Here is a 22,794-nt window from a genome sequence, read left to right on the forward strand (position 1 = left end):
TCGAAGCCTCGCCCGCCACACCGATGCATCGGGCGCAAGGCCAAGCATCCACCGCATCGCAAGCGGACAACGAGGACAAAGCACTCGAAAGCGCAATCGAACGCGAGCGGAGCATCGATATCGATAACGAACCCGGAGCCCCGCTCGAAGAACCGCCGCAACCCCGCTTAGGCGCAGGCTTGCGGATCGACATAGAGCGAGCCTCCTTTACCTACCCCGACAACCGAAAGCCCGCCCTCGAAGGCGTGAACTTGCGCGTGGATGCCGGACAAACCGTGGCCATCGTCGGCCCCTCCGGATCGGGCAAAACCACCCTCGCCCACCTGCTGATGCGCTTTTGGGATCCGGATACCGGACGCATCCTCTTGGGCAACGAGGACTTGCGCGATTTCCGACTCGACGACTTGCGAGAACGAATCGCCCTCGTCACCCAAGACGTCTGGCTCTTCAACGAGACCTTGCGCTCGAATATCGCCCTCGCCCGACCGGATGCGACGGATCAAGCGATCGAAACCGCCGTGCGCCAAGCCTCCCTCGATACTTTCGTCGAATCCCTCCCCCAAGGCCTCGACACCCGAGTCGGCGAACGAGGCGCCCGACTCTCCGGAGGCCAACGCCAACGCGTCGCCATCGCCCGCGCCTTCCTCAAAGACGCCCCGGTGCTCATCCTCGACGAGGCGACCTCGCACCTGGACGCCATCAACGAACATTCCGTGCGTCAAACCCTGAACGCCCTGATGACCACCCGCACCACCATCGTCATCGCCCACCGCCTCTCCACCGTCCGCAACGCCGACCGCATCGCCGTCCTCGACAAAGGCCGCTGCTTGGAGACCGGCACCCACCAAGAACTCATCGCCCGAAAAGGCGCCTACCACCGCCTGATCGAATACCAAAGACAGGCCGACCGCCGTACGAGAAGTTCATGATCCAATCAATATTTTCGAAAACCGAGAACCCGCATCCGACCGATTGACAAACCGAATATCCATATTCGATAAGAAACGCTATCGAACCCACCTTAATACCCGAGCGAAGGCACGATCGGGCTTGTAAGTCAGCAACCGACCCAAAGGGCCGACATCAAGAAGAAGACCCTATCAAGCAAAAATCGCGATCGGCAGAACCTGAAACGCCGGCCCCCTCATCTCCCGTCCTACAGAGGCAAAATCGTACCTATCTTTTTTCGATAAGACATCGAATGCCCTTAGTACCTGTTCGAGTTCATCTTGGGGGACGATGGAAAAAAGCGTTTTCCGAAGCAGGCTGAAAGACTCCCCATACCCGACCGTCCGTATCACCTTACCCATCACCTTAAATCGCCCATCAATCACATCGGCCATCGATGGACTATTAAGATATCCGATCTCCAAAGTAATCAAAGCGTTAGCGCCTCCCTCGACATCATAAGCCACCATCTCCACCGAATCACAACCCCTGAGCCTTTCGCTAAGCGGCCTCGTTCGCTCGCTCGATCGTTCTCGATCAGGGACTCTCCTTTGCCCTTCTTTCCGAGGTTTACCTTCGGACTCCTCGTTCAACAGCGACGAGATCGAGTTGATCGCATCGAGCAAAGGATTTCTTCTAAGTTCGGCCTCGAATTCCACGAACCGATGGATCTTGCTGGATAGATCACCCTCCAATCCAACCAAAATCCCGTCATCGATCAGCTGATTCCTCAGCCGATAGAACAACGAAGCCGGAGTATGCACCCGCTCCTCATCGATCAAAGACGAAGCCCCACTCTCCTTAGCCTTCGCCCGATCCCCCGAAACCCTCACCTTCAAAAAGGACGAAAACACCTTGCCCATCCCCAACTCCGCCCCATAACCCTCCCGATCCGCACTCCCCGACCGCTCCGTCGAAGCAACCCGAGTAACATGCGAAATCCCATCCTCCCGCATCGCCAAAAGATCGAACACCATCCGCTGATTGAGATACACCGGAACGATCAGATCACCTTTTTCCATCACACTTCACCTCCATCTCAATAAATGTCAACCCACCAAGACAATCCAGCAGGCCATCAGAGGAAACCCCAATCCCGCAATCGATAGCGATCCCATCATAAAAATCAGATACTATTTTTTTGATTTCTCCATCCGATCCCGACGATCCGTTAGCGTCTCTCCCCTATATAACCAATGATTCTGACCGCGCACCGAATATGAATTTCTGCCACAATATGTATTGAGGATATGCAAAGTGACTTTATGCAAAGATGTTGTCTTACCTTCGAATTCAACTTTACGATCATCTACAACACGACAAGTGATACTTTTATCCTCTGAGAAAGTCAACTTCGTCCCGGGTCTAATATCAACCATAGAGAATCGAAAAACTGACTTTCTGGATCCAGCTCGCTTCAGTGTTTCTGCGTCAGCCTTATCCTCTACAGTATCGTCGACATCCGGGGTGACATTTTTAATTTCCCATCCTTCAAGAATTTTCTTTACAAACTCAGGTTTAACTTCAAAAAACTCTCGCTTCGGATTAACCCGATAATCAGCAAATCCTCCTTTAAGGCGATCTTCGATTTCTGCACCTCTACCTCGTTCCACCTCACAGGCATAATAGCACTCAAAAGGATAAGGAGTGCTTGAATAACTGGATAAAACACGAACGCGCTTCTTCAAATCCTTCGTCCTACCTACCTTGACCAGATTAGGAAACGCCTTGTTTGTGAGAATGTAGACGATCTCGGCCATGACTGTCTCCTTTAATGAGTCTCTACGACATGCATCGCTACCGATGCGGGATCTCGATCAATACCATGATGGCGTGTCGGTAATACAACCAGCCTGATCATCCGCCACGACAATGGATCTCAGTACCTCAATCACGACTTCCAAGGATATATCTGTTGACTGAAAATCGACTCGTCGCCATCTTTCATTTGCTTTCGAAGAAGGCGATCACAGTGTCGAGCGATTCATTCACCTAATCGAAAAAATGCACTATGCTAAATCCTGCCATCAAGTAACTTCATCGGATTCTTCCATTCTTAATCGACGCTCATTGAGTGTCTCTTCTTCAAATAGCCAATAGTCCGGACCTCGAACAGCATCCAATTTCTTTTGAAATTTTTCATCCAGAACATGTAAAGTAACTTTATTCAGTGACATTTTCTCGCCACTGAATTCTACTTTTCGATCATCTGCGACTTTACAGGTGATATTTTCGTCTTTGATAAAAGATAACTCTTCTCCAACAGAAATATCGACCATAGAAAAACGAAAGACTGACTTTCTAGCACGATCATACTTAATCATATCGGAATCGTCCTGATCCTCAGAATTGTCAGTATTCGGGGTGATATCTCTAACTGACCATCCCTCGATAATTCTCTTTACTCGCTCAGGATTGATGTTGAAAAATTCCCGTTTTGGATTAACTCGATGATCACCAAACCCAAAATGAAGGCGTTTTTCTATTTCTCCACTTTTACCCTCTTCCACTTCACAGGCGAAATAGCATTCGAAAGGAGCAGGAACGCCCGAGTGAGTAGATAGCTCTTTGATACGCTTCTTCAAATCATTCTCTGTCTTGCCAATTTTGATCAGATCAGGAAATGCGGGATTCTTGAGAATGTAAATGATCTCGGCCATGATTTTCTCCCCTAGGAATTGTCAGTTTTTACCCTAACCCATAGCACATATTTCAAACAGTCGGTGGTCTACGAGAAGCAAGATGGGATTGCCATTCTTTTCAATATCCCTATCTCAACCTCGGCACCAACCAAACGAATGTGCTAGGTATTCATGTATGTCTCGCCTACGCTCATTTCAAGCCGAATTTGGCTTTTCCGCCCTATCACTCATCGTCGTCACTCTTCCGCGTAGGCTTCGATCGGGGCGCAGGCGCAAGCCAAGTTGCGGTCGCCGTAGACGTTGTCCACTCGGGCGACAGGGGGCCAGTATTTGTTTTCGCTTGTGCCGGGTAAGGGGAAGTATGCCCGTTCTTTCGAGTAGGGGCGATCCCAGTTTTCTTGGGTCATGGCGGTGGCGGTGTGGGGGGCGTGGGCCAAGATGCTGTTTTGGTGTTCGACGGTGCCTGCCTCGATTTCGGCGATTTCGGAGCGGATGGCGAGCATGGCGTCGCAGAAACGATCGAGTTCGGCTTTGGATTCGCTTTCGGTGGGCTCGATCATCAAGGTGTCGGGGACGGGGAAGGACATGGTGGGGGCGTGGAATCCGTAATCGATCAGGCGCTTGGCGATATCGTCGATGCTGATCTTGCTGGATTCTTTCAAGGGGCGAATGTCGATGATGCACTCGTGGGCCACGAAGCCTTGTTCGCCGGTGTAAAGGATCGGGAAGCCGTCGGAGCCTTCGCCCTTGCGGCCTTTGCCCAAGCGGGTGGCGATGTAGTTGGCGTTGAGGATCGCGATTTCCGTGGCTCGGCGAAGTCCTTTCGCTCCCATCATGGCGATATAGGCCCATGAGATCGGTAGGATGCTCGCCGAGCCGTAAGGGGCGGCGGAGATGGTGCCGATCGTGCCGGTCTTCTCGTCGGCCAGGGGATTGACTCCCTCGACGATCGGATGATCCGGCAGATAAGGGGCCAGATGGGCTTTCACCCCCACCGGTCCCATCCCCGGGCCGCCGCCGCCGTGGGGGATGCAGAAGGTTTTGTGCAGGTTGATATGGGAGACATCGGCTCCGATCTGCGCCGGTCGGCACAGGCCGACCATGGCGTTGAGGTTGGCCCCGTCCATATAGACCTGTCCGCCGTGATCGTGCACGATGCGACAGATATCCTTGATGCTCGTTTCGAATACGCCATGGGTGGAGGGGTAGGTGATCATCAATGCCGCCAAGCGATCGTGATGCTCCTTGGCCTTGGCTTCCAAATCCGCGATATCGATATTGCCCTTGGCATCGCATGCCACCAGCACCACCCGCATGCCGGCCATGATCGCACTGGCCGGATTCGTGCCATGGGCGGAGACCGGGATCAGACAGATATCGCGCTCGCCTTGACCGTTGGATTCGTGATAGCGCCGGATGCAAAGCAGGCCGGTATATTCGCCTTGCGAGCCCGCATTCGGCTGCAAGGTGACGGCATCGAAGCCGGTGATGGCGCAGAGCATGCGCTCCAAGTCGGTGCATAGATCGCGATAGCCCTCGCATTGATCGACGGGGGCGAAGGGGTGCAGGGATGAAAAACCGGGGAAGGAAATCGGCAGCATCTCGGTGGTGGCGTTGAGCTTCATGGTGCACGAGCCCAGCGGAATCATCGAGCGGTCGAGGGCGATATCCTTGGCCACCAGTCGCCGTAGATAACGCAGCATCTCGGTTTCGCTGTGATGCGAGTTGAAAACCGGGTGCTCGAGGAATGGCGTGCTTCTGGCAAAGGAGCCGAGCACATCGGGGGCGGCGGCATCGAGGGCATCGATATCGATATCGGTCGATCCCTTCTCGGCTCCCGAAGCCCCGATGGCGCGCAGAAGATTGCATACATCCTCGCGCCGGGTGGTCTCGTCAAGGGAAATGCCGATATGGTCGGCATCGCGCAGGCGAAGATTGAAGCCGGCATCTCGTGCCCGAGCGACGATCGCCTTGGCTTGGCCCGGCACGCGCACCGTGAGGGTATCGAAATAGGATTCGGTGGCAAGGCGGTGCCCGGCTTCGACAAGACCTGCGGCCAGCGCCCGCGTCAGGCGATGGACCCGTTCGGCGATGGCGCGCAGGCGCTTCGGGCCGTGATAGACGGCGTACATCCCGGCGACCACCGCCAACAACACTTGTGCGGTGCAGATATTCGAGGTCGCCTTCTCGCGGCGGATATGCTGCTCGCGGGTTTGGAGAGCCATGCGCATCGCGGGCTTGCCTTGGGCATCCACCGAGACCCCGATGATCCTTCCCGGCATCTGCCTTTTGAAGGCGTCGCGGGTGGCGAAAAAGGCGGCGTGCGGGCCTCCGAAGCCCATCGGCACTCCGAAGCGCTGGGCGCTGCCGACCACGACATCGGCCCCGATGCTCCCGGGTGATTCGATCAGACACGCCGCGAGGAGGTCGGTGGCGAAAATCGAAAGCCCGCCACCGGCGTGCACCCGCTCGACATGATCGGAAAAATCGCGGATCGAACCGCTCGATCCCGGATACTGCACCAAGGCTCCGAAGACCTCGCCCGGCCGGGAAGGATCGTCAGCGTTGAATTCGCTGAAATCCGCCTTCAAGGGATCGCCGACGATCACCTCGATGCCGAGCGGACGAGCGCGCGTCGATATCACCGCCACGGTTTGCGGGTGGCAATCGGCGTCGACGAAAAAGCGCGGGGATTTCGATTTCGATACCCGACGGGCCATCGCCATCGCTTCCGCAGCGGCGGTCGCCTCGTCCAGCAAAGAAGCATTGGCGAGTTCCATGCCGGTGAAGTCCATCACCATCTGCTGGAAGTTGAGCAGCGCTTCCAATCGACCCTGACTGACTTCGGCCTGATAAGGGGTGTAAGCGGTATACCAAGAAGGGCTTTCGAGGACGTTGCGCTGTATCACCGTCGGGGTGAGGGTGCCGTAATAACCCATGCCGATCATCGAGGTCAACAATCGATTGCGGGCCGCCATCTCGTGCAAGGCTTCCAGCGCCTCTCTCTCGCCGAGAGCGGCTTTCAACTCCATCGGCTCGTCGTTGCGAATCGCCGCCGGAACCGCTTTTTGCAATAGTTCCTCGATCGATGAAACCCCGATGGCCCGCAGCATCCTTTCGGTATCGGCGGCATCGGGACCGATATGGCGATCCGAAAAGGCATCCGCCCTCTCCAACGATTCAAGCGAGTTCTTGCGCATCATTCGATTTCTTCCTCGGATCCCGTGGATCAAAAAGACCGCTTTGACTTTTCTCGTTCGGCACTTGGGCTATGGGGCGGGTCTTACAAACAACGACGGCGACCTCCTAGGCAACAGCCATCGCCGACAACGCCCGAACAAGGTTTCCTGCGCCGGCACGCTCGGGCTTTCGAAACCCGTCGGTTCGTCGTTGCCGATTGCAGCGAGAGCCGCTTTTTGCAAGCAGCGACTCGATCGATAAAACGCCGATGGGCCGCGGCATCCTTGCGGTATCGGCTTCGTCGAGATCGATCCGGGCGCCTGAAAAGGCATCCGCTCTTCTCAACGATTCGAGCATGCTCTTACGCATCATTCGATTTCCGACACGCTTTGGCTTGCGGATATCGCGCACCGTGCGCTCAGGCGATCCTTGTCAGTCGTGGCGGGGGCGGCAAAGCGACTCTTGGCCTCTTGCTCCTCGCCCCCGAAATATCGCCGATTCGCGCATTCGGGTACCAAGGTATCTGATATCGGGTCCCTCCGATCGATGCTCAGCGATCGGAAGCGATGCCAAGACTCGATATCACGACAAGCCCTTGGTGTATTCCTTATAGGCTTCCTCGTCCATCAGGGATTCGAGTTCGGAGCTATCCGCAATACGAATACGCACGACCCAGCCCTCACCGGTGGGATCGGAATTGATCCGCTCCGGGGCATCCACGAGCGATTCGTTGACTTCGAGCACGGTGCCGCCGACCGGCATCTTGAGTTCGCCGGCAGCCTTGACCGACTCGATCTCCGCACAAGTCTCTCCTTGAACGATATCGGTTCCGACCGAGGGAAGCCCGACATAGACCAGTTCGCCGAGCTGATCTTGCGCATAATGGGTGATCCCGGTCAGCGCGACGTCATCATCCTCGATAAGAATCCATTCATGATCTTCGGTATAGCGCAAGCCGCTCATCCTACAGCCTCCTTTATCTCATGCAGGTGGTTGCAAAAAAATCGCCTTGGGGGATTTAACCGAATCACCCTTCGACTCGGCAAAAGCACTCGCCCGGTAGCGTTCGAGCAAGGGCGATCGAAAAAGAAATCAAACGGGCCTTGAATCGAAAGCGCGCTCTATTTTGCCAAGATATCATCTTCCATCGACGACATCGTCTCGTATCGCAAAAAGACCTAGGCAAAGCACGGCCGCCAAGAGGCATACGAAACGGCGATTGTCACCGAATTTCGAAGGTTTTTCGAGAAAACCATCCCGGGCAAAGACCGTCGCCCTCAAAGACGGGAATTGCAAGCCAGATGCAATGGCTTGTCAATGCGAAATATGAAATACGAAACGCCGCGCGAGTCGTGAATCTTCATGAATTCTCACGAATCTCGAAGCATCGAGATATCGCTCATCCAGCCCTCGATCTTTTTTTCGAAGAAAACCCTCTCGATTCGGGCTCTTCACCTGACAGCGAGCCGCCGTCGAGCCTCCATCCATCCACCGGCCCTCAATCGAATAGATCGACTTGGGATCCGGCACCGACGCCCTCGTCATCCGGTGGCGGCGATGCGGCCATCGCATGAACGACCCTCGCATCGACGAGCTGTCGGCGCCCACCGCTTCGATCCAGATCGCCTACCAGCACGATCGGCATCCGCTCTTCGAAGGCCCGCACCGCCTTTTCATAATCGCAGGGCATCAAGTGCGCCCTCAACCGACGCTCGCCCCGACTATCGAGGGCGCGCAAGATGATCCTCCCCTCGCCGTCGATTTGCGAACGCTCGACCCGTTCGACCATGCCGACAAAGGAGCGATTCGGCTCCAGCGCCTCCCGGCGAAAGCGATCCGCGGCCTTTTTGAGGATCGGGATATCCCCTTTTTCGAAGGCGAGTGCGCTTACCGAGATTTTCGTCTCGATCGTATAGGCCCAGGAAAAAGCGATATCGATGGAATGAAAGGGCTCGAGCATCGAGACCATCGACTCGCAAAGATTGGCGCTCACCCCCTCTTTCACCGCTTGGGCGAAGAAATCCTTTTGTCCGTCGGGACGCTCGATGCTTCGATCCGTCGCCGAACGCAAGGCGTGCATCGCTCGGGCCAGGTATTTCGTCATGACCCGCTCCGCAGGCTCGATCTCCGGAAGCCCTTGCACGATCGCCGGGGATAGAAGGGTGATCGCGAAACTCTCGTGCTCGGCCTGCCCCATCAACATGCGATCCAAGTGCACCCGCATCTTAGGTCTCGGGTTTTCCCAGTGCACCGCCCGAGGGGCGTTCATGGAGCGCAGCGCCGAGCGCACCACCCCCCACGCCCCGACGATCAACTCGACCGCACCCTCGGCGGCCACCGATCCATGCGGCCGATCCGGCACCTGCACCCGAATCGCATCTCGATCCGCCCTTGCCAGTTCCCGATAGATGGTCAGGGGATCGCTATCGGCGACCTCGGCGAAGACCGAAATCAGCCTTCCGACAACCTGCGGATAATCCCCGAGTTCGCGCACCGTCGGGATCAGGAGTTCGGGTTTGTCCGGCGCTCGGTAAATATCCGAATGCTCTCGATAGCGTCCGCTCTTGCGCCATCCCTTGGATTGCGCCCATGCCGCCAAAGCGGCCGGCGATAGACAAGACAGGGCGGCGGCGTCCCGGATAACGATATCCCGGATCGCGACGTCCATCTAGATATCCCCCGTCCTCGAAAGCGCCATCAGTCTTTGCAAGGAGGCGGCGTTGAAGAGGTTTCTCATCGGGATATCGATTCTCACCGAATGCATATTCGAAATCTCTTCGATATCTTTCGGGTCATGGTCTTTCAGGCTCAGCCAATAGGCCCGATGACGAAGCACGAGCTCGTTGAAGTTGACGCTCGACCATCGATCCTCCTGCTTGGGCAGATCGAGCACGATGAGGATGCGCGGGGTTTGCGTCTTCATCCGCAACCGCTCGTAGCGGCACGAGGGTAGAGAATATGCGGTGCAACCGGCTTTGGGTGGCTCCAAAAGCGTGGTCGCCTGCAACGAGATATCGAGCGCCGGGCGAAAAGCCTTGCCGGTGTCGATCCGCAGATCGACCCCGTCTCGATCCGAATCGAGGATGTCGACCCTATAGCCCGCCTGCGCCGCCACCGCCATCGTATATGCGACCGAAAGCCGCCTTTTTCGATCGCCGATCGATGTCGGCAAAGCATCGGTCATCCTCATCTATCCGCCGATGGTACCCAAGGCGTCTCTTCGAGAGGTCGCACGAACGGCGAGTCGATCGGCAATCTGATCGACAAGTCGATCGCCCAAGGGATCAACGATGCGATCAACGAAGGGATCGCCGAGCCGCTCGACAAAGATATCGAATTGGCGGAAGAGGGTGGGAGTCGAACCCACCAGACACGTGGTACGCATCTCACCGGATTTGAAGTCCGGGCGCCCCACCGGGGTGCGATCCTCTTCCTTCGTCCTCGATACGAAGCGATCTCGATTCTTTATCGCCGACATCCTTTCTATCTCGGCTCATCTATCTCGGCTCGCCGCACGGGCCTTATCGCCCGATGATCCTCGAAAGCCCCGCCGAAGCCGGGATCCCCCGAAGATACTATCGGGGAAAGCGGATCAACGAAGCCTTTCGACGAAAGCGCGCGAGCACCCTCAAAGCCCCCTCGATGCCGATTCCCCGAAGATCTCATCGGCGCGGCCCCGAAGGCGACGATGATCGCCGATGCGTTCGGTCAATCCGCTGCGATCGAAAAACTCCAGCAACTCGATCGCGAAGTTGCGCCCGATCCCCATAGAGTCCTTGTATTCGGCGGCGGTGAATTGCCCCCGTTCCGAGGATCGAGCCAGCGATTGCGCGCCTTTGGCCATGGACTCGATGGCGGCCAGAGATAAAAAACGAGTGGGCGTCACCGGCAGCGTCAGCCCCGCATTCCCCACCCGCTTGAAAAACGCTCTTAGCGCCTTTTCCTCGATCTTCAGGCGCTCCGCCACCTGTCGCATGCCAGGCGGGCTGCCGTGGGCGGGATCGAGGATCGGCTCGATGCGCTCCCACAAAGCCCGATCTTCGCTCCCCAAGACGATTCGATGCGTCGGCAACCGCACCATCATCCCCCGCCGAACCACAACCTGGCGATGCGCCAGCATCACCAGCGCCCGCTCGAGGGTCGAAAGCATCAAGCGACGCCCGAGCCCCGAGCGAATATCGCTCGCCCCGGCGCCCGCCAACTGCGGGCGTTCTCGGTGAAAGCGCTCGAGGAAGGCGACCACCTCGGCCTGCAGTTCCGCCCAATGCGCGGTCGAAAAATACGAATCGAAGCCCGCATCGGCCACCCGCACCGCTTCGATGGTCTGCAAAATCTCTTCCAAATCCGAGTCGGGGAGCCCCAGTGACCGCTGCATCCACCGCCTGTCCACCCCGCTCGGGGTATCGGCGAGGAGCCTTTCGATCACCCTCCGTGCGGGCAAGTGTGGGTCGGCGGTTTGCGGGTTTGCACCCTCGGCTTCGCTCTCGAACCCGTCGATACTCTCGCCCGGAGGCCCTCCCCTTGAAGAGCCCTCTTCCCGAGAAGCCTCGTGCGAGGCACGAAGCCCATCGTCGTCGCCACCACCGGCGAGCCCTCTCCCGGCCTCGATGGCCTCGAGCCAAGCAAGACGAGCGGGGCGAGCCCGACCGCGCACCGGGGAGAAGGGATCGATGATCGCTCCGCCGCCCATCGTGCGCAAAGCCGACTGATCGCGGATCACGAGGCGATCGCCCACCAAGGCGTGGACGGGCCGCTCCAACACCAGTTGCACCCGAGCGCTCTCCCCGGGGGCGATGCTGCCGCCTTCCAAAATCGCGATGCGCGCCGGCGAATATCCGGCGGCAAGGTGCGCGTGCACCGGTGTCCAATGGCGCAAGGGGCGATGCTCGCCGGGAAGGATACGCAGGCGGGCGTCGATGCGATCCGTCGGAGCATGCAAAAGAGGATCGACGATCCAAGAGCCGCGGGCGATACGCTGCGCATCGAGCCCGCGTCCCGAGAGATTGAGGGCGCAGCGCTCGCCGGCTAGGGCCCGATCCGCAGGCCGATCCCCGACATGGATCCCGCGGATCCGCACCTCGTATCCGCCGGGGCTCGAAAGCAGTCGCTCTTCGAGACCCACGCTACCGGCGTGCACGCTGCCGGTAACCACCAACCCCGCCCCTTTGATAGTGAATGCGCGATCCACACAAAGCCGAAAGAGCCCTTGCGCCGCTTCGCGCACCAGCCGCCGGGCGCGATTGCGCAAGGAGCCGGCCAGCGCCTCCATCCCACTTCCCGAGTGAGCCGAAACACCCAAGATTTCCGCTTTGCGCATCCCGGTGGGGCTTAGGAGCGCTTCGACCTGCGCTTTGACTTGCGCCACCCGCTCCTTGTCGACCTTATCCGTCTTGCTCACCAAGGCGATGCACTCGCGAACACCCAGGAGATCGAGGATCGCGGTGTGCTCGATGGTCTGGGGCATCACTCCATCGTCCGCCGCCACCACCAGCAATGCGAGATCGACGGCCCCGACCCCCGCCAGCATATTGCGAACGAAGCGCTCGTGGCCGGGAACATCGACGAAGCCGAGCGTATGATCTTCGTCCACCTGCTGATAGGCGAAGCCGAGATCGATGGTCAGCCCACGCTTTTTCTCTTCGGGCAGGCGGTCGGTATCGACCCCGGTGAGCGCGCGCACGATCGCGGTCTTGCCGTGATCGACATGCCCGGCGGTGGCGACGATCACGGTGCCCCCGGCAAAGAGTCGTCTTCGGGGCTAGATGTTTTCGACTCGACATCTTTCGAGTCGACAGCCCTCGCCCCGAGCGCTTTCGAGCCCGCCGTTTCGGAGCCGGCTCTTTCCGACTCGATCGCCTCTGGCCCAAGCGCCGCCGAGCCGGCAAGAGAAGTAGAAGGCGCCTCCCCCTCTTCCAGCTGCCCGATCAACCCGCCCTCGTCTTCGAGGCAGCGAAGATCCAGCCACAGCGCCCCCTCGTGCACTCGTCCGATCACCGGAATCGGCAATGCCCGAAGGGCCGCCGCCAATGCGTTCAATCGCTGCGAGATCGCCTTTTTCCCCATCGCCCGTCGCCCGGCCGCCGCCTTGCCGCCTCGCCTCTCATCGAAGACCGGAACGCAACGAAGGGCCGCACTCGGCAAGCGCTCCACCGGCAACGCCCCGCTTCCGATCTGGCTTAGGCAATGCACCACCTCCACCTTCCAAGTCCCGCCGGGAGAGCGATCCTCGGCGGGGGCGGCGGGTGAATCGAACCCTCGCAACCAAGCCGCAAGATAAGGGGCGATGCGAAAAGCCGAAGCCTCGATGTCGGATCGCCTTCGGGTCAACAAGCGCAAGGTCGGCAACCTTTCGATGAGGCGATCCGGATCTTCGTAGAGCAAGAGCACGGATTCGAGCGCCGCCAGCACCAACTTATCGGGGCGCAAGGCGCGCATCAACGGGTTGCGCTTCAATCGCTCGACGAGATCGAAAGTCCCGACGATGATCCCCGCTTGGGGTCCGCCGAGGAGTTTGTCGCCGCTGAATGTCACCAGATCGACCCCGGCGGCCACCATCGATCGCACCACCGGCTCCGGCGGCAATCCGTGCGCCGCCATATCGATCAGCGATCCGCTGCCGAGATCCGATACCAACGGCAGCCCCTTGGCTCTTGCCAATTTCGCAAGCGCGGCCTCGCCAACGGAAGCGGTAAAACCCTCCACCGAATAGTTGCTGGCATGCACTTTCATCAGCAACGCGGTGCGCGGACCGATCGCGGACTCGTAATCGCGCAGATGGGTGCGATTGGTGGTGCCCACCTCGACCAACTTCACCGAAGCCCGCTGCATGATATCCGGCATCCGAAAGGCACCGCCGATCTCGATCAACTCGCCTCGGGAAACGATCGCCTCCTTGCGTTTGGCAAGGCTATCCAAGGCCAAGAGCACCGCGGCGGCGTTGTTGTTGACCACGATCGCGGCCTCGGCCCCGGTCAAGGAGGTCAGCCGCGACTCGACATGACGGTGGCGATCCCCGCGGCGACCGGTGGCCAGATCGAATTCGAGATTGCTTGCACCTCGACCCACCGCCACGATCTCCGCCAGCGCTTCGGGCGGTAGCGGAGCGCGCCCGAGGTTGGTATGCAGCACGGTCCCCGTCAAATTGAATACCGGCTTGTGCGAAAGCGCCGTGCGCGCTTTCAAAGATGCGGCGATCGCGCGCTCGATCCAAGGAAGATCGATACCCTGCCCGGCGGCGATGCGCTGCCTTGCATCGTCCAACGCCCCTCGCACCGCCGCCACCGTCGGGGCTCGGCCGTAGGCGCTTATCAACTCCGAGACGGCCTTGCGGGCAAGCAGGCGATCGACGGAAGGAAGGTCGGAAAGGGTCTTGATCGGCATTGGATGGCGTATTCGGGTGTATTCGGGGTGTACTCGATGGCAAAGGATTCGAAAAGACTTCGATGCGAAGGATCGTGCAAGTGCATACCTACCCAAGCGATACGCCCCCCAAGCGATAGTGCCAAAAGCCCGCTCTTGATATCGCCGGCTCGTCATTTTCCCACCGGCGGCGGAGCGGCGCATCCCTCGAAGAGCCGCCGAGAGTGCGGCCAAGCACCTTTCGAAGGCGGGTATGCGCAAGCGGGCGGGGGTGATCGTAGCGAAAAAGGCGGCATCGGATATCATCGGGCGAGAATTTCGCCTCGGAACCCTCCCTATTCGCCGGCGCACTCGGGCGCTTGCGCTCTCGCCGCTTGTAGGCAAAGAGCCCGGCGAGGGGGCGTTTCGATCATTTCGACCTGAAAATATCCGATCCCAAGGAGTCCACCATGTCCGTCGTTCGCAAAATCGTGGGAGAGAAAAGATTCCGCGAATCCTTCGGTCGCTATTACGAGGATTTCGAGATCGGGGATATCTACGAGCATCGCCCGGGACGCACGATCACCGAAAGCGACAACACTTGGTTCACTTTATTGACGATGAACCAGCATCCACTGCATTTCGATCGTGAATACGCCGCCAAGAGCGAGTTCCAAAGGGTGCTGGTCAACTCCTGCCTGACGCTATCGACGGTGGTCGGCATGAGCGTCAGCGACCTTTCCCAAAAAACCATCGCCAATCTCGGCTGGGATCGCATTCGGCTCATCGCCCCGGTATTCGTGGGCGATACCATCTATGCCCGCAGCGAAATTCTCTCCAAACGGGAATCGGCTTCCCGCCCCACCCAAGGAATCGTCAGCGCCCGCACTATCGGACATAAAGCCGACGGCACGGAATTTCTCTCCTGCGAGCGCACCTTCTTGATCCCGAAAACCGGCCATGCGGTCGACGATCTGATCGATTATTGAATCTCGCTATCGAGTCGATATCCGGCAAAATCGCATGCGGGCGGAGATCCGAGCCCGACTCGTAAAGGACAAAGCCTTGTCCACAAGCATCCGGAACAAAGGCCGATCGCCCCCCCGAACGAAAAACCGACATGACGGTCGGGGGAGCCTCCTTCGAGCCACCCCACCATCATCGGCGGTACCTGAGGATGCTCGCAAGGCTTGTGCAACCATCGATTTTCGGCGGCTGCGCAAGAGGAGGATCGACCGAGATCGAGAATATCCAAGGAGATCGTCTTCACCGTCGATAAAAGCGATACCCGCAAAGAAGACAAGCCCGCAATGAGCGGGCCTGCCAAAAAGCGGATGCGACAGCGAAAATTCAAAGAGAACCAAGTAGGATCGAACTCGAATCCGGTATAGCCTCTAAGGGGATCGGGTGATGATCTGCGCAACCAATATTCCGACGGCAAGGACAAGGCCCGATGCGGTCACGGCGGTACCGGTCGCCCACTGCACCGAACTTTTCCACACATTGATCCCGCCTTTTTCTATGGCAAGCATCAGTTTGTGGTCGCGAGTCTCGATATATTGGTGCAACGCTTTGTCGCGGGCCTCCATATCTTGGCGCAACGCCTGGTCTCGAGCCTCCATATCTTGGCGCAACGCTTGATCTCGAGCCTCCATATCTTGGCGCAACGCTTGGTCTCGAGCCTCCATATCTTGGCGCAACGCTTTATCGCGCTTTTCATTCTCGGCTTTGAGCTCGGTTCTGAACTCGGTCCTGATCTTGGCTATCAAAGCCTCATCTCGAGCCTTTTCTCGCTCTTGGACCTTCTCCATCACGATGTTCACGATTTCCTCGATGGCTTCTTTGCCATTGATATCACCGGCGCTCATGATCGTCTTTTCCTCGTATTCGTTTCTCGCCAACGCCAATCGGTGGCCACAAAGTCGATCCTACCATGAAAACAGTGCCCGATCGATCATTTCCGATGAATCAATTATATCGCAATTCGCATCCATATCACGAGTATCTCGATAGCCCCACAATGCCACAAGCCCTTGCCTTCTCGATAAAGTCTTTATACACTTAAATATCTGAATGAGATTCAAAATTATTCGTATATCACGAAGTCATCGAATATCGAAAAAAAGCATTGCCTACAGGCAAACAGTATGAAATGATAGACTGTAGTATGGGCATTCAAACTGACCTATATGATCTCGGTATCCTACGGGATCATCATTTACGAAATCCAATTTCGCTCCGGATGATGATTCATACCAAGCAAGCATGCTTAGATTTGGTACTTATACGGGAAAACACCAGCCCCCCGAATTACAGACATCATATCGCCACCCTTCTCCGGTTTTCCGTAGCCGACGGTGATCGCCGACGGCGTCTTCGAAGCGACGCCGTCGCTCTTTCGGCCGCATCGGATACAGCGCAAGTGTCGTTCCTCGAAATCATGGAACCCTCTCGATGCGAAAGAAAACACCCCCTTGCATCTCGCCTCGAAAAAAGGCGATACGGACGCCATTCACGCACTGCTCGAAGTCGGGGCGGATGACCGAGTGAAAAACAGCGCCGGACAAAGAGCCAATAAAATGAACGACAACGCCAATATCAAAGCGATGGTCGAAAACCCGGGTGTCCATTGGCCGATCAAGGCGTATGCGGTGAGGAATCTATCAACCGCCGGTGCCGATACCTCCATGCGCATCCTATGCGACGATAGCAAAAAATGCCGCGTCTATCTCAACTGCTTCGACGATGGCGGCAATCGGTTCCAAGGCTGGATCGGGGACTTGGAAAAACAAAGAAACAAGACCACCACCGGGTCGATCGCCAAGAAAGCCACGCTATCCTTATCGTCGAGCGAGTTGAAATCGCTCGTCGGTGCAAGCGACGATACCGGAGCGCTTGATTGCGCTTTGCATAGCCCACGGCGAATCACGGTTCAAGTTTGGTCCATTGCAATTTCGGGGAAGGAAAATATGACTGCCTATCGGTTGAGCGAAGACGACACCACTCACCAGGAGGCCACCGTTCGGTTTTACTATGGAGATACCAGCACTCCTTATGTTCACTTCCGATGCTTCGCCGACGAGAGCCAACATTGCAGGGATACGGAATTCAGATGTGTCGACGATGCTGCCGCATCCCGGACGACGATCGAGGCGGGCACGGTCAAGCGCTTGCACAAGCATATCGTCGCCGTCAGCGATAGTACCGATACCGGCACCAGTGCTAATGCCAGTGCTAGCGCCAGTACGAGCACCGGTGCAGATCTTCCGTCATCCGGTAACGCCAAGGGTTGGTATTCCTGTCAGGTCAGTTCGAGCAATCCCTTCATGGTTTATGTAACCGACGATATCAGAAAAGGGGATTCGATCTTCACGATGAACTCCACCGCAATCAGCATGGAGTGAAAGACGAGACCGTCGATGGGATTTCTAGCGCGAGCGTTTGGCCCGCGCTTGGAATCCCATCGCTTCGACTTCGGATCATCGAATCATCCTACCCAATCGCCCCACCTTTCGCATTTGCACCTTGCCGTCAATGGCTTTGGAGTCGAATCGGCTTGCCCATTGCTTAGCGATTGGCCATGAAATACTTTCGCTATTCCATAAAATCAGGTCTTGAATCAGATCTTGATTGGTACTCCTGATAACTTCCGGGGCGAGGAGACACCCCCTTGCCTATCGATCGCCTATCGAGCGCCTATCGAGCGTTTTTATCAAAACCGGGAGCATCCTCGACAACCTCCCGTCTTTCGGCAATGCAAAGCCTGCATCCGATATCGCAGATTACGAAACGCCTTACGAGACGCCATCCGAAAAGCGGGGGGCTTTGACAATCCCTTCGCTGATCGGCTCTTCGAACCCTCCGCCTTGCACCTGCACGGCGGTGATGCGGGCCGATCGATAGTTGTTCGGGTAGGCCGCACCGGTATCGATCCACAAGCAGTTCGCCTGATGCTGGACTTCTCTGATCGGTATATGACCATAAATGCAAAGCGCAGCCCCCGCCACCGGCATTTCGCACCCATAAGCACTGTTGATTCGAGAACGCCCCCATAGCGCCGCAAGCCGCGCTTGCCTGCCGCAAGCCGAATCCTCCTCTTCCAAGACTTGGGCAAAATCCGGCCAAGACCAGCCGTTCGGGATCTCGGCGTGCACACAGACCACCGGATCGGCATCTTTTTGCTCGATGGCGATGGCGAAGGGAAGCGCAAGACAATGCTGCCGGATGCGATCGATGGCGGGCCACGAAGTATCACGCGAACTATCATCGGGAGATTCGTCGATGAGCGGGCTCGTCCCCTCGCCCTCGGGCGGGGTTTCATGCCAAGCGCCCCCGTTATGGCGCCAAAGATTCATCCACTGCGGATCGGCGGCATCGATCAGCATCTGCTCATGATTGCCCCGAAGCACGAAGACCGAGGGTTGCGGTGCATACCAATCGATCATGCCCCAAGAATCCTCTCCCCGATCCACCAGATCGCCGAGCAAGATCAATCGATCGCCGCCATCGAGATCGACCTCCAAGCGATCGAGCAGGCGTTCGAATGCGGCACTTTGACCGTGCACATCCCCGATCACGATATCGCGCCCGCTCTCGTTGATCGGAAGATGCAAGACCGCATCGGTGCCTGCGGACATCATCGGGGACGGTAAATGGCTCGCCCGGCTCGACGACTCCCGCAAGGCGCCTCGCATCAAATCATTCATATCGAATTCCGGCGCTTCGAATTTTCCGATCCGCTAAGCGGGTTCGCATTTTGCTAAAGCGGGCGGGCTTGCCGTCGATGATCTCGCCGTCGATTCGCTCGCCTGCGGGTATCGAACCTCGATACGAATCGAACCCCCGCCGAAATCCTTGGACTTCGACCTTAGCGCCTAGACCTTAGCGCCTCGAAAACCCCGCGTTTTTATATTGATAACACCCGACACCACCGATGCGGATCGTCGACTTCGCCGAGCTGAATGCCGGTGATGCGGTCATAGAGCCATTGGGTGGTGGGCCCGGAGGCATTGGCGTTGACGCGAATTTCCTCGCCCCGATAAGCCATAGTCCCCACCGGCGAGATCACCGCCGCGGTACCCGCTCCGAAGGCCTCGTCGAGCTTGCCCTTTTGCGAGGCCTCGACGATCTCGTCGATCGCGATGCGACGCTCGATCACCTCGTGTCCGTTTTCTCGCAAAAGGGCGATCGCCGCATCGCGAGTAACCCCGGGCAGGATCGTTCCGCGCAATTCGGGGGTGATGATCTTGCCGTCGATGGAAAAGAAAATATTCATCGCCCCCACTTCCTCGATATAGCGATGCTCGACCCCGTCGAGCCATAGCACCTGCATATATCCCTCTTCGCGGGCGAGCGCCGCCGGATAGAGGCTAGCGGCGTAGTTGCCCGCGGTCTTGGCCGCCCCGGTGCCCCCGGGAGCGGAGCGGGTATAGACATCCTCGACCTTCAAGGTCACCGCCGGACTGCTGCGATCGAAATAAGAACCGACCGGACTCGTCAGGATCAACATTCGATAGCGGAGGGAGGGGCGTACCTCCAAATGCGTCTCGTCGGCAAATATCAAAGGACGGATATAAAGAGACTCGCCGCGCCGCTCGGGGATCCAATCCTTTTCGATCTCGACGATGCGCTCCACCGCCTCGATGAAGACCCCGCTATCCACCTGCGGAATGCAAAGCCGCTCGCAGGATTGCCGCAAGCGCTCGGCATTGCGATCAGGGCGGAAGATCCGCACTTTTGCATCCACCCCCCGAAAGGCTTTCAACCCCTCGAAAACGGATTGACCATAGTGAAGCGTGGCATTGCCCGGCTCGATCGAAAGCGGAGCGTAGGGCATGATGCGAGGATTTTGCCATCGACCGGCCTCCCACTCCATGCTGAACATGTGATCGGAGAAAGGGCCGGCGAAACTCAACGCATCGTAATCCACCGATTCCCGGCGGCTATGGGCAACGCGTTCGATTTGCAGATCGGAGAGAATTGACATGCGTGCGGTATCCGTGTCAAAAAAACATGTGTCAAGAAAAAAGGCGAGAGGAAAGAGCGAGTATCGATCGACGGATCGAGAGTTCTGAAAAGAATCGATCCCCGATGGATCGGATTCGAAAATCTAGCATCCTCGAAAACGCGGGCGACGCTTTTCCACGAAGGCGGCGCGCCCTTCCTTGTAATCCTCGCTGGCAAAACAGGCATCGACCATCTCCCGGCAAAGCGAGAGATCGCGCTCGTCGGGATCCTTCGTCAGTTCCGAGATGGACATCTTGCAAGCGCGCACCGTCAGCGGCGCATTATCTGCGATGGTCTGCGCATAATCGAGCGTGAAAGCCTCGATGTCGCTGCGGGCCACCACCCGATTGACCAGCCCCATCCCTTGCGCCTCGGCGGCGGAAAAGCGCTTGGCGGTGAAAAGGATCTCCTTGGCGAAAGAGGGCCCGACGAGATCCACCAGCGGTCGTAGATGCTCGTGCGAATACCCCAAGCCGAGCTTGGCCGCCGGAATGCCGAAGGTCGAATCGTCGGTGGCGATTCGCAAGTCGGCGCATAACGCCACCGCCATGCCCCCGCCGACGCAAAAACCCTCGATGCGCGCGATCACCGGCTTGGGAAAACGAGTGATGGTCTGATAGGCGATGTGCGTGGCGTGGTTATAGACCTCGATCTGATCCGCGGTGGAGCGATTTTTTTCGAACTCGGAAATATCCGCCCCGGCCGAAAAGGCGCGCCCGCCCTCCCCCGATATCACCACCGTCCGGACCTCGGGATCGTCTTCGAAGGCTTTCATCACCTCGACGATCCCCAACCACATCGAATAGGAGATGGCATTGCGCTTCTCGGGCTGATTGAGGCGCAGCCGACCCACCCCTTGCGCCTTTTCCGCGATGATCCGATCGGTCGAAACCGGCACCGCCACCGGCGCCGACGGAGAATCGGCGGCCACGACATCGGCCGAAGCATCGTAAGCATTCATAAAACACCCTCCGCTTTCAGATCCTTTATCTCCTGTTCGGTCAATCCGAACTCGCCCAAAACTTCGTCGGTATGCTCACCCCGCTCCGCCGTATGGGAGTAATCGATGCAAGGCACGCCCTCGATATTCACCGGATTGCGCACCACATTCACCTCGCCCAAAATCGGATGCTGCGTGGGTGTTTTCATCGCCAGATGCTCGATTTGCGCATCCGCCCACATCTCGTCCATGAAATAAATCGGACCGCAGGGAATGCCGGCCTCGTTGAGCCGTTCGATCCACTGCGCGCAAGTCCCCTTCTTCAAATGCTCGGCGATCTTCCGATTGAGCGAATCGCGATTTTCCGATCTCGCCTCCCCGCTCGCATATAAAGGATCGTTCATCAAGGCATCGTCTTCGAAGACCATGCAAAGACGCCGCCACATCTCGTCCCCGCTGGCGGCGATATTGATGCAGCCGTCGGCGGTATCGAAAACCCCCGTGGGAATGCTGGTGGGATGATTGTTGCCGGCTTGCGGCGGAACCTCGCCCGAGATGATCCACCTCGCCGCTTGAAAATCCAGCATCGCAACTTGCGCTTCGAGCAAGGAAGTATGCACCCAGCGCCCCTCGCCGCTTTCCTCGCGCTCCAACAGGGCGACCATGATCCCGAGGGCGGCATAAAGACCACTCGCCAGATCCGCGATCGGAACCCCGACCCGCATCGGCCCTTGCCCGGGCGTGCCCGTAATCCGCATCAGCCCTCCCATCCCTTGCGCGATCTGATCGAAACCGGGACGCATCCGATACGGGCCGCTTTGCCCGAAGCCCGAAACACTGGCATAGACGATGCGCGGATTGACCTCCCGACAAGCGGGGTAGTCGACCCCCAAGCGGGTCTTCACATCCGGGCGAAAGTTTTCGATCACCACATCCGCTTGGCGAACCATCCGCATGAACAGCTCGCGGCCGGCGGGGCTTTTGAGATTCAATGTCATATTGCGCTTGTTGCGGTGCAGATTCTGAAAATCCGGCCCGTGCCTCGCCCCGCCCATCCCTTTGGCCTTGTCAAATGCCGCCGGCGCTTCGATCTTGATGACATCCGCGCCCCAATCCGCCAACTGGCGCACCGCCGTCGGCCCCGCTCGCACCCGCGTGATATCGAGCACTTTGAAGCGCGAAAGCGGCATTTTCACCCCGTTTCGATCGTTCATGACAGCAAAATCCCCCGCACACTGCCCCCGCTCGATGGCGCACCGAGATTCGAGACCCGATCCCCTGATGATATATCACCCTCGATCGCAAGCATCCTTTATCTTGACGATGCTCCCGAGGGGTCGCTTCGAATCCGCTGCTACCGGGAGATAAAAGAAGGCTCATCGGTGAATGCGATACCTTGTCTTTTTCGTTTTTTCAAAGACTTCGAAGAGGATCGAGGGCCTACTTTTGGATCTATAAGTGATTGATTTTCATACGAAATTCCATCTCGCCCGAGAACGAAGGGGGCACGCTCGGCCGAAGGCGAGTATCACGATGGCTTTCCTATTTTCGAGATTGGGGGATAAAATGAGGCCCGCCATCGCCCATCGACCCCGTAAGGCTAAGGATCACGATGCACGGGTGAGCACCGAGCGAATCGGCGAGTCTCGGCGTCGAATCGGCTCGATCATCGGATGGAGCATGCCCCGATGGAAGACGTCCGGATGGACGGTGCGCGCTCGGTGGCGGCGAAATCGGCAC

At 57.8% G+C, this 22,794-nt stretch carries 17 protein-coding genes and 1 tRNA gene; 3 read left to right on the forward strand and 15 right to left on the reverse strand.

Going from position 1 to position 22,794, the window contains the following annotated elements; all coding sequences use genetic code 11:
- A partial coding sequence (locus BF99_RS20705; RefSeq protein WP_038098057.1) for an ABC transporter ATP-binding protein occupies positions 1-929 on the forward strand: 929 nt, incomplete at its 5' end.
- 171 nt (positions 930-1,100) lie between these two features.
- Here BF99_RS20705 and BF99_RS0110320 read toward each other — a convergent pair.
- The 10 genes from BF99_RS0110320 to selA all read right to left on the reverse strand — a co-directional run bounded on the left by BF99_RS0110320 (position 1,101) and on the right by selA (position 14,150).
- On the reverse strand, positions 1,101-1,970 hold the full coding sequence (locus tag BF99_RS0110320) for a DUF6414 family protein (protein WP_025770801.1): 870 nt from the start codon (positions 1,968-1,970) through the stop codon (positions 1,101-1,103).
- Between the two features lie 111 nt (positions 1,971-2,081).
- Entirely contained in the window at positions 2,082-2,708 is a 627-nt protein-coding gene (locus BF99_RS22495) for a GIY-YIG nuclease family protein (protein WP_081759214.1), read from the reverse strand.
- A gap of 267 nt (positions 2,709-2,975) precedes the next feature.
- Entirely contained in the window at positions 2,976-3,608 is a 633-nt protein-coding gene (locus tag BF99_RS0110330; RefSeq protein ID WP_025770802.1) for a GIY-YIG nuclease family protein, read from the reverse strand.
- A 218-nt stretch (positions 3,609-3,826) separates the two neighbouring features.
- A complete protein-coding gene (gene gcvP / locus BF99_RS0110335) occupies positions 3,827-6,793 on the reverse strand; it encodes an aminomethyl-transferring glycine dehydrogenase (protein WP_025770803.1) in 2,967 nt (988 codons plus the stop codon).
- A gap of 559 nt (positions 6,794-7,352) precedes the next feature.
- Complete coding sequence (gene gcvH, locus BF99_RS0110350; RefSeq protein ID WP_025770805.1) at positions 7,353-7,733, reverse strand: glycine cleavage system protein GcvH; 381 nt, start codon at positions 7,731-7,733, stop codon at positions 7,353-7,355.
- Between the two features lie 535 nt (positions 7,734-8,268).
- Positions 8,269-9,438 carry a hypothetical protein gene (locus tag BF99_RS0110370; protein WP_025770806.1) on the reverse strand — a complete coding sequence of 390 codons (1,170 nt, stop codon included), beginning with the start codon at positions 9,436-9,438 and terminating at the stop codon, positions 8,269-8,271.
- Positions 9,439-9,954, reverse strand: a complete 516-nt coding sequence (locus BF99_RS0110375) for a DUF4365 domain-containing protein (protein ID WP_025770807.1) — start codon at positions 9,952-9,954, stop codon at positions 9,439-9,441.
- Positions 9,955-10,108: 154 nt separating this feature from the next.
- A tRNA-Sec gene (locus tag BF99_RS0110385) sits at positions 10,109-10,204 on the reverse strand.
- A gap of 194 nt (positions 10,205-10,398) precedes the next feature.
- Positions 10,399-12,498 (reverse strand): selenocysteine-specific translation elongation factor, encoded by a 2,100-nt coding sequence (selB, locus tag BF99_RS0110390; RefSeq protein ID WP_025770808.1) that lies wholly within the window; start codon positions 12,496-12,498, stop codon positions 10,399-10,401.
- Positions 12,495-14,150, reverse strand: a complete 1,656-nt coding sequence (gene selA, locus BF99_RS0110395; RefSeq protein WP_025770809.1) for an L-seryl-tRNA(Sec) selenium transferase — start codon at positions 14,148-14,150, stop codon at positions 12,495-12,497. Before selA ends, selB begins: the two co-directional genes overlap by 4 nt.
- A gap of 428 nt (positions 14,151-14,578) precedes the next feature.
- Between selA and BF99_RS0110410 the strand changes: the two genes are divergently transcribed.
- Complete coding sequence (locus BF99_RS0110410; RefSeq protein WP_025770811.1) at positions 14,579-15,097, forward strand: MaoC family dehydratase; 519 nt, start codon at positions 14,579-14,581, stop codon at positions 15,095-15,097.
- Between the two features lie 405 nt (positions 15,098-15,502).
- Here the strand turns inward: BF99_RS0110410 and BF99_RS0110420 are convergent, their stop codons facing one another.
- Positions 15,503-16,009, reverse strand: coding sequence for a hypothetical protein (locus tag BF99_RS0110420; RefSeq protein ID WP_156013256.1), 507 nt, complete (start codon positions 16,007-16,009; stop codon positions 15,503-15,505).
- 456 nt (positions 16,010-16,465) lie between these two features.
- Here BF99_RS0110420 and BF99_RS0110425 point away from each other — a divergent pair, with 456 nt between their 5' ends.
- A complete protein-coding gene (locus BF99_RS0110425; RefSeq protein WP_025770814.1) occupies positions 16,466-17,512 on the forward strand; it encodes an ankyrin repeat domain-containing protein in 1,047 nt (348 codons plus the stop codon).
- 390 nt (positions 17,513-17,902) lie between these two features.
- On the opposite strand, the gene BF99_RS22000 is transcribed toward BF99_RS0110425, so the two are convergent.
- The 4 genes from BF99_RS22000 to BF99_RS0110450 form a co-directional block, all read right to left on the reverse strand.
- Positions 17,903-18,814, reverse strand: coding sequence for a metallophosphoesterase (locus BF99_RS22000; RefSeq protein ID WP_025770815.1), 912 nt, complete (start codon positions 18,812-18,814; stop codon positions 17,903-17,905).
- Between the two features lie 200 nt (positions 18,815-19,014).
- A complete protein-coding gene (locus BF99_RS0110435) occupies positions 19,015-20,094 on the reverse strand; it encodes a branched-chain amino acid aminotransferase (RefSeq protein ID WP_038098061.1) in 1,080 nt (359 codons plus the stop codon).
- Positions 20,095-20,217: 123 nt separating this feature from the next.
- Positions 20,218-21,075 carry an enoyl-CoA hydratase gene (locus BF99_RS0110445; RefSeq protein WP_081759216.1) on the reverse strand — a complete coding sequence of 286 codons (858 nt, stop codon included), beginning with the start codon at positions 21,073-21,075 and terminating at the stop codon, positions 20,218-20,220.
- Positions 21,072-22,268: a CaiB/BaiF CoA transferase family protein gene (locus tag BF99_RS0110450; protein WP_025770818.1), complete on the reverse strand. Its 1,197-nt coding sequence runs from the start codon at positions 22,266-22,268 to the stop codon at positions 21,072-21,074. The genes BF99_RS0110445 and BF99_RS0110450 overlap by 4 nt, the downstream gene beginning before the upstream one ends.
- Positions 22,269-22,794: the final 526 nt, after the last annotated feature.

Origin of the sequence: Thioalkalivibrio sp. HK1 (assembly GCA_000583135.1) — a bacterium.
Lineage (GTDB): Bacteria > Pseudomonadota > Gammaproteobacteria > HK1 > HK1 > HK1.

Coding starts and splice junctions, on each gene's coding strand:
- BF99_RS0110370 (WP_025770806.1), bottom strand. CDS start 9,438: ATGGACGTCGCGATCCGGGATATCGTTATCCGGGACGCCGCCGCCCTG.
- BF99_RS0110435 (WP_038098061.1), bottom strand. CDS start 20,094: ATGTCAATTCTCTCCGATCTGCAAATCGAACGCGTTGCCCATAGCCGC.
- BF99_RS0110445 (WP_081759216.1), bottom strand. CDS start 21,075: ATGAATGCTTACGATGCTTCGGCCGATGTCGTGGCCGCCGATTCTCCG.
- BF99_RS22000 (WP_025770815.1), bottom strand. CDS start 18,814: ATGAATGATTTGATGCGAGGCGCCTTGCGGGAGTCGTCGAGCCGGGCG.
- BF99_RS0110450 (WP_025770818.1), bottom strand. CDS start 22,268: ATGAACGATCGAAACGGGGTGAAAATGCCGCTTTCGCGCTTCAAAGTG.
- BF99_RS0110375 (WP_025770807.1), bottom strand. CDS start 9,954: ATGACCGATGCTTTGCCGACATCGATCGGCGATCGAAAAAGGCGGCTT.
- gcvH (WP_025770805.1), bottom strand. CDS start 7,733: ATGAGCGGCTTGCGCTATACCGAAGATCATGAATGGATTCTTATCGAG.
- gcvP (WP_025770803.1), bottom strand. CDS start 6,793: ATGATGCGCAAGAACTCGCTTGAATCGTTGGAGAGGGCGGATGCCTTT.
- selA (WP_025770809.1), bottom strand. CDS start 14,150: ATGCCGATCAAGACCCTTTCCGACCTTCCTTCCGTCGATCGCCTGCTT.
- BF99_RS22495 (WP_081759214.1), bottom strand. CDS start 2,708: ATGGCCGAGATCGTCTACATTCTCACAAACAAGGCGTTTCCTAATCTG.
- BF99_RS0110410 (WP_025770811.1), top strand. CDS start 14,579: ATGTCCGTCGTTCGCAAAATCGTGGGAGAGAAAAGATTCCGCGAATCC.
- BF99_RS0110320 (WP_025770801.1), bottom strand. CDS start 1,970: ATGGAAAAAGGTGATCTGATCGTTCCGGTGTATCTCAATCAGCGGATG.
- BF99_RS0110330 (WP_025770802.1), bottom strand. CDS start 3,608: ATGGCCGAGATCATTTACATTCTCAAGAATCCCGCATTTCCTGATCTG.